Annotated in this window: 9 protein-coding genes; 6 read left to right on the top strand and 3 right to left on the bottom strand. The window is 61.5% G+C overall.

Annotated elements, in window-relative coordinates; translation table 11 throughout:
* Nucleotides 1-158: 158 nt before the first annotated feature.
* From yidC to rpmH, 3 genes are read right to left on the bottom strand one after another with little or no spacing between them, the layout of a single operon-like run.
* The gene (gene yidC, locus ABE493_RS03610) at nt 159-1868 is read right to left on the bottom strand and encodes a membrane protein insertase YidC (RefSeq protein ID WP_346497373.1); all 1710 of its coding nucleotides are present in this window, start codon (nt 1866-1868) and stop codon (nt 159-161) included.
* The gene (gene rnpA / locus ABE493_RS03615; protein ID WP_430980710.1) at nt 1868-2362 is read right to left on the bottom strand and encodes a ribonuclease P protein component; all 495 of its coding nucleotides are present in this window, start codon (nt 2360-2362) and stop codon (nt 1868-1870) included. The genes yidC and rnpA overlap by 1 nt, the downstream gene beginning before the upstream one ends.
* Nucleotides 2363-2367: 5 nt before the next feature.
* The gene (gene rpmH / locus ABE493_RS03620; protein WP_006404565.1) at nt 2368-2508 is read right to left on the bottom strand and encodes a 50S ribosomal protein L34; all 141 of its coding nucleotides are present in this window, start codon (nt 2506-2508) and stop codon (nt 2368-2370) included.
* Between the two features lie 252 nt (nt 2509-2760).
* Here rpmH and dnaA point away from each other — a divergent pair, with 252 nt between their 5' ends.
* The 6 genes from dnaA (at nt 2761) to ABE493_RS03650 (ending at nt 12211) form a co-directional block, all read left to right on the top strand.
* Nucleotides 2761-4089, top strand: coding sequence for a chromosomal replication initiator protein DnaA (gene dnaA, locus ABE493_RS03625; protein ID WP_346497375.1), 1329 nt, complete (start codon nt 2761-2763; stop codon nt 4087-4089).
* Nucleotides 4090-4457: 368 nt separating this feature from the next.
* Nucleotides 4458-5558, top strand: coding sequence for a DNA polymerase III subunit beta (gene dnaN / locus ABE493_RS03630; RefSeq protein WP_057629944.1), 1101 nt, complete (start codon nt 4458-4460; stop codon nt 5556-5558).
* A 1200-nt stretch (nt 5559-6758) separates the two neighbouring features.
* Nucleotides 6759-7859, top strand: a complete 1101-nt coding sequence (gene recF, locus ABE493_RS03635) for a DNA replication/repair protein RecF (protein WP_346497378.1) — start codon at nt 6759-6761, stop codon at nt 7857-7859.
* Between the two features lie 110 nt (nt 7860-7969).
* Nucleotides 7970-10429 carry a DNA topoisomerase (ATP-hydrolyzing) subunit B gene (gene gyrB / locus ABE493_RS03640; protein WP_346497380.1) on the top strand — a complete coding sequence of 820 codons (2460 nt, stop codon included), beginning with the start codon at nt 7970-7972 and terminating at the stop codon, nt 10427-10429.
* Nucleotides 10430-10500: 71 nt separating this feature from the next.
* Nucleotides 10501-11334, top strand: coding sequence for a CPBP family intramembrane glutamic endopeptidase (locus tag ABE493_RS03645; RefSeq protein ID WP_346497382.1), 834 nt, complete (start codon nt 10501-10503; stop codon nt 11332-11334).
* A gap of 70 nt (nt 11335-11404) precedes the next feature.
* Nucleotides 11405-12211: a M48 family metallopeptidase gene (locus ABE493_RS03650; protein WP_346497384.1), complete on the top strand. Its 807-nt coding sequence runs from the start codon at nt 11405-11407 to the stop codon at nt 12209-12211.
* Nucleotides 12212-12264: the final 53 nt, after the last annotated feature.

Below are 12264 nucleotides of genomic sequence, written 5' to 3' on the forward strand. Positions count from 1 at the left end.
GTAAGCCGCGAAGCTGGCCTTGCTGGAACATCAGGAACCTGTGCGATCTGATGCTGCGTCGGCTTCGCGGCTTACGCCGCTCCTACAAACAGCCGAACGTTCTGTCTTCGCGAGGCTCCCCCCACATGCGAAAAGCCCGCCTTGCGGCGGGCTTTTGCTTACTTGGCTTCGATCACCTTGCCCGGCGCATCTTCGCCGTGCTTCTTGATCATCCACCACTGCTGCAGCAGGCTCAGGCCGCCGTTGACCACCCAGTACAACACCAGGCCGGACGGCATGAAGGCCATCATCACGCCGAACACCAGCGGCATGAACTGCATCATCTTCTGCTGCATCGGGTCCATGCCCACAGCCGGGGTCAGCTTCTGGGTGAACCACATCACCGCGATGTTGATGATCGGCAGGATGAAGTACGGGTCACGTGCGGTCAGATCCTGGATCCAGCCCAGCCACGGTGCCTGGCGCAATTCCACCGATTCCACCAGCACCCAGTACAGGGCGAAGAAGATCGGCATCTGGATCAGCAGCGGCAGGCAGCCGCCCAGCGGATTGATCTTCTCCTTCTTGTACAGCTCCATCATTGCCGTCTGGAACTTCTGCTTGTCGTCGCCGTAGCGCTCTTTCAGCTGCGCGATGCGCGGCTGGAACTTGCGCATCTTGGCCTGCGACTTGAACTGCGCATTGGCCAGCGGGAACAGCGCCATCTTCAGCAGGATCACCAGGCCGATGATCGCCCAGCCCCAGTTGCCGACCAGCTTGTGCACCTGGTTCATCACCCAGAACAAGCCCTGGCCGATGATGGCCATGATCGAGAAGCGGCTGTAATCGACCACGCGGTCCAGGCCCTTCACGTCTTCCTTGGCGATCTGGTTGACCAGCTTCGGGCCCACCCACAGGCGCGCCTCGGTGCTGACCTTCTGGCCCGGTGCCACGGTGAAGCCGGGGCCGCGGGTTTCGATCACATTGCGCGGGCCGTTCTGCGACAGCAGGTACAGCGCGGACTGGTCAGCCTGCGGAATCCAGGCGGTGAAGAAATGGTGCTGCAGCATCGCCACCCAGCCACCACTGATGGTCTGGTTGATCGGGCCGTCTTCCATGTAGTCCTTGAACGCACGGCGCTGGTAGCCATCGGCCGGGCTGAACCAGGTGGCGCCATTGAAGCTGAAGGAATCCGGGTTGGTCATGCCCTTGGTGATCACCGGCGGCACGCGGTCGAGCTTGCGGAACACATAGCCCTGCCACGGCGCGGTGCCGGTGTTGACCACTTCGTCCTTCACACTGACGGCGTAATCGCCGCGCTTGAAGGTGTAGGTGCGGTGGATGCTGACGCCGTTGGGGCCGTTCCAGACGAACGGCACCTGCACTTCATCCTGGCCTTCCGCCAGGGTGACGGCGGTGACACCGGCTGCCGGCTGGAAGCCATTGGCGCCGGGGACGGGCGAGTTGTTCTGGCTGGCCCAACCGGCGGTGGCGCTGTACGGGTGCGCCTTGTCTTCGGTGAGCAGCTGCACCGGCGGGCTGCCGGCGGCCTTGGTCTGCGGGAACTGCAGCAGATCGGCATCGAGCACGCTGCGGCCATCCAGCACCAGCTTCAACACATCGGTGGTGACGGTGACGCGCTGTGCATTGGAGGCGGCTTCCATGCCCGCCACGGCGGGGGCGGCCGGCGGCTGGCCGGGCACGGTGGCCTGCGGCACTTCGGCGGTGCCCGGAGCGGCCAGGTCGGCGTCATTGGCGACGGGTACGGCAGGTTGGGTGGTAGCTACGGTCGCCGGATCCGGTGCGGCCTTTTCGCGACCCCATTCCATCCACAGCAGCACGGCTACCATCAGCCAGGCAAAAATCAGGAATACACGGGTCTGGTTCATCAGCAGGCAGGCTCGGCTCGACCGGAGGAGGTGTCCGGTACGTTCAAAGGAAGAGGGGCATCAACGCCCTCGCGCGGCGGCATTGTGCCGCCCGCAGCCACAGGGGGCAATGCGCCGGCACGGCGCAGCAGGCGCTCGAACGCCTCACGGATCTGTTGATTGCTGGCGGTCTTGGCCGCGGATCGGGCGACGATGACGTAGTCGCCACCGCTCAGGCACGACCGTAGATGGCGTGTTGCATCCCGCAACACACGCTTGATACGGTTACGACCGACCGCACGCGTATCCACCTTGCGTGACACAGCCAGACCGAGTCGAGCGGGGCTATCCCCTTTCAACCAGTGGAGTGTCATCAAAGGTTCGGATACACGGCGGGCGCCGTTGAAGACCGTTGTATATTCGGCACGCGTACGAACCCGCGCAGAGCGAGGAAATCGCTTACGCGGGTAGGCACTGATCACGATCGGTGTTGCGATTGCCGCTTCACGCGGCAACGCAATCAAGCGCTGAGGACTTTGCGGCCCTTGGCGCGGCGACGCGACAGGATCTTGCGGCCGTCGGCGGTCTTCATACGAGCACGGAAACCGTGATCGCGCTTGCGCTTGAGGTTGCTGGGCTGGAACGTGCGCTTGGTGGCCATTGGGGCACCTGTATGAAGTGGACGGAAAGAACCGGAAATTCTATAGACCCTATTGGGGCCTCGTCAAGTCCTGGCTGACAAAGCTATCCACAGGCCGGTGTACATCTTGTGGATGAGCCTGTGAATAAATCCGGGACAAGCATTCCCGCATCGGGCCTGCGGTGGTAGGCTGGGCCATCCACTTTCCCCCTTCCGGCCTGTGGCCCGGCGGCTTTCTGCGCCCGGCTGCCAAGCCTTTGACGACTATTGCTGATGGATGCCTGGACACGTTGTCTCGAACGTCTGGAGGCGGAATTTCCGCCCGAAGATGTCCACACCTGGTTGAAGCCGCTTCAGGCTGACCAACGCGCTGACAGCCTTGTGCTGTACGCGCCAAATGCGTTTATTGTCGATCAAGTGCGCGAACGTTACCTGCCGCGCATCGGCGAACTATTGACCCACTTTGCCGGTTTCGGCGAGGTGATCCTGGAAATCGGCTCGCGTCCGCGCGCGCCGGAGCCGGCTCCGTTGCTGGCCCCGACGGCCAGTTTTGTGCCGGCCGCGCCGGTGGTGCCGTTCAACGGCAACCTCGACGCGCACTACACCTTCACCAATTTCGTCGAAGGCCGCAGCAACCAGCTGGGTCTGGCTGCCGCATTCCAGGCCGCGCAGAAACCGGGCGATCGTGCACACAATCCGCTGCTGCTGTACGGCGGCACCGGTCTGGGTAAAACCCACCTGATGCTGGCGGCCGGCAATGCCATGCGCCAGGCCAATCCGGGTGCCAAGGTGCTGTATCTGCGTTCGGAACAGTTCTTCAGCGCGATGATCCGTGCGCTGCAGGAAAAGTCCATGGACCAGTTCAAGCGGCAGTTCCAGCAGGTCGATGCGCTGCTGATCGATGACATCCAGTTCTTCGCCGGCAAGGACCGCACCCAGGAAGAGTTTTTCCACACCTTCAACGCTTTGTTCGACGGCAAGCAGCAGATCATCCTGACCTGCGACCGCTACCCGCGCGAAGTGGAAGGTCTGGAAGCACGCCTGAAGTCACGTCTTGCCTGGGGTTTGTCGGTGGCCATCGAGCCGCCGGATTTTGAAACCCGTGCCGCCATCGTGCTGGCCAAGGCCCGCGAACGCGGCGCCGACATTCCGGACGACGTGGCGTTCCTGATCGCCAAGAAGATGCGCTCCAACGTGCGCGATCTGGAAGGTGCGCTCAATACGCTGACCGCCCGCGCCAACTTCACCGGCCGCGCGATCACCACCGAGTTTGCCCAGGAAACCCTGCGCGATCTGCTGCGTGCCCAGCAGCAGGCGATCAGCATTCCCAACATCCAGAAAACGGTTGCCGATTACTACGGGCTGCAGATCAAGGATCTGCTGTCCAAGCGCCGCACCCGTTCGCTGGCCCGTCCCCGCCAGGTGGCGATGGCGCTGACCAAAGAGCTGACCGAACACAGCCTGCCGGAAATCGGCGATGCGTTTGCCGGCCGCGACCACACCACGGTGCTGCATGCCTGCCGCCAGATCCGGACCCTGATGGAAACCGACGGCAAATTGCGCGAGGACTGGGAAAAGCTCATCCGCAAGCTCAGCGAGTAAGCGCAGCAACATCACCTCAGGAGGCTCTCGTCGGCAATTTGGGCGGGAAATTCATCGGCTGATCGGCGAGGTGGTGAGAAGTTGAGCGAATCATGCACCGACGCCACAGCGGCGTCATCGCACAAAACGGTGCATGATTCGGGGGCAGGCGTTGGAGAAGTTGTGGATAAGATTGGCTGGTAAAAACGCAGCAAATTTATCCACAGCTTCACCCACCTGCTCAGTGCCAGTAATACACGGGTTTCAAAGCAAATAAACCCATATAAAACAAACACTTGGGTGTGTTTTAAACCAAATCTGGCTCTACCAGCACCACCAAGCTTTTGATTTAATCCACATCTTTTAAAAGCATAGGGGCACGAAACCACATGCGTTTCACACTGCAGCGCGAAGCCTTTCTCAAGCCGTTGGCCCAGGTCGTCAACGTGGTTGAACGCCGCCAGACTCTGCCGGTTCTGGCTAATTTCCTCGTCCAGGTTCAAGGCGGCCAGCTTTCGCTGACCGGTACCGACCTCGAAGTGGAAATGGTCTCCCGCATCGCGGTCGAAGATGCCCAGGACGGCGAAACCACGATTCCGGCGCGTAAATTGTTCGAAATCATCCGTGCCCTGCCCGACGGCAGCCGCATCACGGTTTCGCAGACCGGCGACAAGATCACCGTCCAGGCCGGTCGCAGCCGTTTCACCCTGGCCACCCTTCCCGCCAACGACTTCCCGTCGGTTGACGAAGTTGAAGCTACCGAGCGCGTCGTCGTGCCGGAAGCGGCGCTGAAGGAACTGATCGAACGCACTGCTTTCGCCATGGCGCAGCAGGATGTTCGCTACTACCTCAACGGTCTGCTGTTCGACCTGCGCGACAGCATCCTGCGTTGCGTGGCCACCGATGGTCACCGCCTGGCGCTGTGCGAAACCGCACTGGAAAACGATAACGGCGCAAAGCGTCAGATCATCGTGCCGCGCAAGGGCGTTACCGAATTGCAGCGTCTGCTGGAAGGCGGCGAGCGTGAGGTGGAGCTGGAAGTTGGCCGTAGCCACGTGCGCATGAAGCGCGACGATGTCACCTTCACCTCGAAGCTGATCGACGGCCGTTTCCCGGATTACGAAGCGGTGATCCCGATCGGTGCCGACCGCGAAGTGAAGGTTGAGCGCGAAACCCTGCGTGCCTCGCTGCAGCGTGCGGCCATTCTCTCCAACGAGAAGTACCGCGGCGTTCGCGTCGAAGTCACCCCGGGCCAGCTGAAAATCAGCGCGCACAACCCGGAGCAGGAAGAAGCGCAGGAAGAAATTGAAGCCGATACCGTGGTCAGCGACCTGGCGATCGGCTTCAACGTGAACTACCTGCTCGACGCCTTGTCGGCATTGCGCGATGAGCACGTTGTGATCCAGCTGCGCGATTCCAACTCCTCGGCGCTGGTGCGTGAAGCCAGCAGCGAGAAGTCGCGCCACGTGGTGATGCCGCTGCGTCTCTGACCAGCAGGTTCCACGTGGAACACGAAGAAGCCCGGCTGATGCCGGGCTTTTTTTTGCTTCGCTTCCAGACCAGGTTCCACGTGGAACAGCCCCTTTCGATGGCAGATTCGCCAGCTACTGGGTGTTTGCTGGGCCTGTCTGCAGGGTTCTCGCGGAGCTGCGGCTGGATCGCAGTTGGTTTTCCTTCTCCGGCTGATGAAGCGGCGGGCATGGTCGCGACAGAACACCGATTGCCGGAGAAGACCTGGTTCTCCGCTTCAGCGTTCTCCGCGTAGTCGTTGGCCCTACCGCTACGTTCTGGCTGGGCTGAACCAATTACGTCAGCACTGGCCAATGCTTTCGATGCCGGGATCCAGTCCCCTGCCCCTCCGCGCTGTTGGTAGATCGGCAAGACCTACCGAGGACTGCAGGCCGGTCCAGCAATGTAGCTATCCGCGCAATGCCAATCGCCTCGATTCACTGAAACTTTTGCCATGCGCCGACCTGCCGCGTGTCCAAGTCCTGGGCGAGCTGTCGATGCGCCATGGATTCCTTGAAATCCGCGAGTACTCACCGCCAGCAGGCAATCAGATTTGAAGAAATCTGCCCCTGTTCCACGTGGCGGCATCCGAGGACGCAGGGCAGGCAGACGAAGCGGTTTCAGCCAGCGCCAGATTTCTTCAAATCTGAAACAACTAGCAGTATCTCCGCCCGCAGATTTCAAGAAATCACAGGCTTGGATTTTGGCCCTTTCTGGCTGCCGGTTTTCTCAGCTCTATGCTTTAAATCTGAGAATAAATCAAAAGCTTGGTGGTGATGGTAGGAGCAGATTTTATGTAAAACTACCTTAAGTTGCTGTTTTACATAGCCTTATTGGCCTTGAAACCCCCTGTAGAACTCGCCTTCAAGCCTGTGGATATCTGTGGATAAGACCGAAGGGTGCTTCAAGGGGTCATCTTATCCACAGATTGCCCCACTTATACACAGGGTTTGTACCCCGACCTATACATTCCGGAAAAAGACGCCGGATTTCGTGAAATCTGCAGCAGCTCTGGCCACACCACCTCTCAGATTTGAAGAAATGCGGGGGTGTTCCACGTGGCACCTGTTTACGCCGGCAGCTGGCAGTCGAACGGAACTGCTCAAACAGGGCGGATGCTTTAAGCTGCGCATGGCCAGCCACGGACTGCGTGGCGGCGTCATGCTTTCTTTCGAGCGTCAATGCATATCGTCCGTGTTGCCTTGAACCGTGTACGTCGGTTCGATTCGGTGGAGTTGGCTCCCCGCCCCGGCATCAACCTCATTACCGGCGCCAACGGCGCTGGCAAGACCAGCGTGCTCGAAGCCCTGCACCTGATGGCGTATGGGCGCAGCTTCCGTGGCCGCGTGCGCGATGGCCTGGTGCAGAAAGGCGCAGAGAATCTGGACGTTTTTGTCGAATGGCAGGAACGAACCGGCGCAGAACAAGGCGTTTCAACGCGTCGCGCCGGTCTGCGGCACAGCGGACAGGCCTGGAAAGGCCGCCTGGACGGCGAAGATGTGCTGCAACTGGGCAATCTCTGCGCCGCGCTGGCCGTGGTGACCTTTGAACCGGGTAGCCATGCGTTGGTCAGCGGCGGTAGTGAACCGCGCCGGCGTTTCATCGATTGGGGATTGTTCCACGTGGAACCTGACTTCCTCCCCCTGTGGCGGCGTTATACCCGTGCGCTCAAACAGCGCAATGCCCTGTTGAAGATGGGCGCCCCGGGAAAGCAGCTCGATGCCTGGGACTGGGAGCTGGCCGAAGCGGGAACCCCGCTTACCTCCAGGCGCCAGCACTATCTGGAAAGGCTGCAGGATCGGGCCGTGGCGATTGCCGCCGATCTGGCGCCGGGCCTGCAATTGAACAGTCTGGAACTGCAGCCGGGTTGGCGTCGGCACGAAATGCCGCTGAGCGACGCCTTGTTGTTGGCACGCGAACGCGATCGCAGCGCCGGCTACACCTCGGTAGGCCCACATCGCGCCGATTGGAGCGTAGGTTTCACGCAGATTCCCGGCCGTGATGCCTTGTCGCGAGGCCAGGCCAAGCTGACGGCGCTGGCTTGCCTGCTCGGCCAGGCTGACGACTATGCGACGCAGCGTGGCGAATGGCCGGTCATCGCCCTGGATGACCTTGGCTCGGAGCTGGATCGCAACCACCAACAGCGCGTGCTGGAGTATCTTGCAGGGACACCTGCGCAGATCTTCATCACCGCCACCGAAACACCGGCCGCCCTTGCAGCCGATCTGCATCCCGCAGCTGTGTTCCACGTGGAACATGGCGCCATCAATGCCGTGAACTGAAGCCTTCAGGGCGGAACCCCCCCCGGCAGGTATAATCGGAACGTCATCCCCTATCTCTCATGCCTGTTCCACGGAATGGCGCATGACCTGCGGAGCCTACGGCAAGCGCAATGAGCGAAGAACAGAACACCCCGGTCAACAACGGCAATTACGACGCCAACAGCATCACCGCATTGGAAGGCTTGGAGGCTGTACGCAAGCGTCCCGGTATGTACATCGGCGACGTCCATGACGGCACTGGCCTGCACCACATGGTGTTCGAGGTTGTCGATAACTCCATCGACGAAGCACTCGCCGGCCATGCCGACAACGTATTGGTCACCATCCATGCCGACGGTTCGGTGTCGGTGGCCGATAACGGCCGCGGCATTCCGGTGGGCAAGCACGCGCAGATGAGCCAGAAGCTCGACCGCGAAGTCTCCGCCGCTGAAGTGGTGATGACGGTCCTGCATGCCGGTGGCAAGTTCGACGACAACAGCTACAAGGTTTCCGGTGGCCTGCACGGCGTCGGCGTCAGCGTGGTCAATGCGCTGTCGCAGAAGCTGATGCTGGATATCTACCAGGGCGGTTTCCACTACCAGCAGGAATATGCCGACGGTGCCGCGGTAACGCAGCTGAAGCAGCTGGAAGCCAGCGACCGTCGCGGTACCGTGCTGCGCTTCTGGCCGTCGGTAAAGGCGTTCCACGGCAACGTCGAGTTCCATTACGAAATCCTGGCCCGCCGCCTGCGCGAGCTGTCGTTCCTGAACTCCGGCGTCAACATCACCCTGGTGGACGAGCGCGGCGAAGGCCGTCGCGACGACTACCACTACGAAGGCGGCATCAAGAGCTTCGTGGAGCATCTGGCGCAGGTGAAGACCCCGCTGCATCCGAACGTGATCGCGGTAACCGGCGAAGCCAATGGCATCGTGGTTGAAGTTGCGCTGCAGTGGACCGATTCCTACCAGGAAACGATGTACTGCTTCACCAACAACATCCCGCAGAAGGACGGCGGTACCCACCTTGCCGGCTTCCGCGCCGCGCTGACCCGTACGCTCAACAACTACATTGAGCAGAGCGGCATCGCCAAGCAGGCCAAGATCAGCTTCACCGGCGACGACATGCGCGAAGGCATGATCGCGGTGTTGTCGGTCAAGGTGCCGGACCCGAGCTTCTCCAGCCAGACCAAGGAAAAGCTGGTCAGCTCCGACGTCAAGCCGGCGGTGGAAAGCACCTTCGGTGCCAAGCTGGAAGAATTCCTGCAGGAAAACCCGAACGAAGCCAAGGCCATTGCCGGCAAGATCGTCGACGCAGCCCGTGCCCGCGAAGCCGCGCGCAAGGCCCGCGATCTGACCCGCCGCAAGGGCGCGCTGGATATCGCCGGCCTGCCGGGCAAGCTCGCCGACTGCCAGGAAAAAGATCCGGCCTTGTCCGAACTGTTCATCGTCGAGGGTGACTCGGCAGGTGGCTCAGCCAAGCAGGGCCGCAACCGCAAGAACCAGGCGGTGCTGCCGCTGCGCGGCAAGATCCTCAACGTGGAACGTGCGCGCTTCGACCGCATGTTGGCCTCCGATCAGGTCGGTACGCTGATCACCGCGCTGGGCACCGGCATTGGCCGCGACGAGTACAACCCGGACAAGCTGCGCTACCACAAGATCATCATCATGACCGACGCCGACGTCGACGGCGCGCACATCCGTACGCTGCTGTTGACGTTCTTCTACCGTCAGATGCCGGAGTTGATCGAGCGTGGTTACGTGTATATCGGCCTGCCGCCGCTGTACAAGATCAAGCAGGGCAAGACCGAGCTGTACCTGAAGGATGATCCGGCGCTGGATGCCTATCTGGCCAACAACGCGGTCGAAAATGCATCACTGATCCCGGCCACCGGCGAACCGCCGATCGAAGGCGTGGCGCTGGAAAAGCTGCTGATGACCTACGCCGCCGCGCAGGAAGCCATCAACCGCAACGCGCACCGCTACGATCGCAGCCTGCTCGAGGCATTGGTGGATTTCACCCCGATGGATCTGGAGCATCTGCGCACCGCAGGCCCGGGCGAAGGCCTGGAAGCTTTGGCCACGCGTTTGAACCAGGGCAGCCTGGGTACGCCGCGTTACAGCCTGGTCCTGCAGGAACCGAACGAACAGCGTCCGGCTGCGGTACTGGTCAACCGTCGTCACATGGGTGAGGAACATACCCAGGTGCTGCCGCTGGCTGCATTTGAATCCGGCGAACTGCGCCAGCTGCATCAGGCCTCGCAGCTGTTGCACGGACTGGTGCGCGAAGGCGCCACCATCAACCGCGGCAACAAATCCTCGGAGATCACCGGTTTTGCGCAGGCACAGGCCTGGTTGATGGAAGAAGCCAAGAGGGGCCGCATGATCCAGCGCTTCAAGGGCCTGGGTGAAATGAACCCCGAGCAGCTCTGGGATACCACGGTCAACCCGGATACCCGGCGCCTGCTGCAGGTGCGTATCGAAGACGCCGTGGAAGCCGATCAGATCTTCAGTACCTTGATGGGCGATGTGGTGGAACCGCGTCGCGACTTCATCGAGAGCAATGCGCTGAAGGTCATGAACCTGGATATCTGATCCAGCGCAGCCGCTAGCGTGGGCGCCGGCAACGGCGCCCACTTCTTATCCGTGCCACTCCCAGGTCCGCGATGTCCAGCCTCCCTGACGTACCGCTTTCCTCACCCTCCTCGTCTTCGCCGCCGCACGGTTCACCGGTCCTGGGTTTCGGACTGGATCTGCTGATCGGCATCGCCACACTGTTGTTCCTCAGTGTGCTGGGCGGTTTGGCGTGGGGCTTGTGGCGCGGTATTGAGGTTGGCATGCAGGCCGCCCGTGACGGCACCACGCCTGCGGCGACGGAAATGGCCAGTGCGCTGGGTGCGCCCGGCGCATTGGCGCAGATGTTGATTGCGCTGTTTTCCACCGGCGGTGCCGCGCTGCTGCTGTATTTCCTGCGCCGTCGCGCCAACGCGGCAGAACGCGCGCAGTCGCAGCAGGCATTACGCCGCGCTTCCACCTGGGGCTGGACCGCACTGGTCGCCGCCGGGGTTTTTATCGGCAGCAGCTTCATTGGCTGGGCGGCTAAGCAGATGGGCGTGGAACCGGTGCCCACCAACCTGCTGTTGATGCAGCAGGCATGGGCGCAATACCCGGTGTTTCTGGTGGCGTTCGCGGTGCTGCTGGCCCCTGCCTACGAAGAACTGCTGTTCCGCCGCGTGTTGTTCGGGCGGCTGTGGGCGGCTGGACGCCCGCTGCTGGGCATCGTGCTCAGCAGCATGGCATTTGCGCTGGTGCATGAAATCCCCGGCACCAGCCCCAACAGTTTTCCGGCAATGCTGCAGCTGTGGTTGATCTACGGCGGCATGGGCGCAGCTTTCGCCTGGGTTTACCGCAAGACCGGCACGTTATGGGCGGCGGTTATCGCTCATGCTGTGAACAATGCGGTTGCGTTGGCGGCGATGGTCCTGTTCGGCACGCAATAAAACGACCTGCGGTTGACGAAAAATTAAGCTAGACGCTCGCACACTGCAGATGTGAATCAGGGGAACGCGAATGAAAGCTGTCGGACTAGCCGTTGTTGCCGCGCTGTTGCTCAGCGCCTGTGCTACCACCACCTCCCCTACCGGGCGGCGCCAGGTGGTTGGCGGTGTTTCCCAGCAGCAGCTGGATCAGCTCGGCGCCCAGGCCTTCGCTGAAACCAAGGCCAAGCAGACCCTCAACCGCGATGCCAGGCAGAACGCCTACGTGCAGTGCGTGGTGAACGCGCTGGTGGCGCAGCTGCCGCCTCAATACCATGGCGTACGTTGGGAAACGGCCGTTTTCGTCGAAAAGGAACCCAACGCCTTCGCCCTGCCCGGCGGCAAGGTCGGGGTGAATACCGGCATCTTCAGCGTGGCCAAGAACCAGGATCAGCTGGCGGCGGTGATCGGCCATGAAATCGGCCATGTGATCTCGCGCCACCACGAAGAGCGCCTGACCCGCCAGCAGAGCACCCAGCTGGGCCTGGGCATTCTCGGCGCGCTGGCCGGCGCAGCCTACGGCGATACAGCCGCCAGCGCGGTCAATCAGTTCGGTGGAATGGGCGCACAGGGCCTCATTCTGTTGCCCGGCTCACGCACGCAGGAAAGTGAGGCTGACGTGGTGGGGCAACGTCTGATGGCACAGGCCGGCTTTGACCCCTCACAAGCGGTAAACCTATGGCAGAACATGATGGCTGCCAGTGGAAACCGTTCTCCCCAGTGGCTTTCCACCCATCCCGACCCTGCCAACCGCATCCGTGAATTACAGCGTGACACCCCTGCGTTGGAGCCTGTTTATCAGCAGGCGCGGCGTTCTGGTGTAGTCCCACGCTGTGGTTAGTTGTAGGGAAATGCTGCAGTACACCATCAGAAGTGATTTCTCCGTCAAATAAT

The sequence above is a fragment of the Stenotrophomonas terrae genome (assembly GCF_039674165.1).
In the GTDB taxonomy this organism is placed as follows: Bacteria; Pseudomonadota; Gammaproteobacteria; order Xanthomonadales; family Xanthomonadaceae; genus Stenotrophomonas; species Stenotrophomonas terrae_A.

Bases quoted from the DNA above. Each gene is read 5' to 3' on its own strand.
- yidC (WP_346497373.1), bottom strand. From the start codon at position 1,868: ATGAACCAGACCCGTGTATTCCTGATTTTTGCCTGGCTGATGGTAGCC.
- rpmH (WP_006404565.1), bottom strand. From the start codon at position 2,508: ATGGCCACCAAGCGCACGTTCCAGCCCAGCAACCTCAAGCGCAAGCGC.
- dnaA (WP_346497375.1), top strand. From the start codon at position 2,761: ATGGATGCCTGGACACGTTGTCTCGAACGTCTGGAGGCGGAATTTCCG.
- dnaN (WP_057629944.1), top strand. From the start codon at position 4,458: ATGCGTTTCACACTGCAGCGCGAAGCCTTTCTCAAGCCGTTGGCCCAG.
- recF (WP_346497378.1), top strand. From the start codon at position 6,759: ATGCATATCGTCCGTGTTGCCTTGAACCGTGTACGTCGGTTCGATTCG.
- gyrB (WP_346497380.1), top strand. From the start codon at position 7,970: ATGAGCGAAGAACAGAACACCCCGGTCAACAACGGCAATTACGACGCC.
- ABE493_RS03645 (WP_346497382.1), top strand. From the start codon at position 10,501: ATGTCCAGCCTCCCTGACGTACCGCTTTCCTCACCCTCCTCGTCTTCG.
- ABE493_RS03650 (WP_346497384.1), top strand. From the start codon at position 11,405: ATGAAAGCTGTCGGACTAGCCGTTGTTGCCGCGCTGTTGCTCAGCGCC.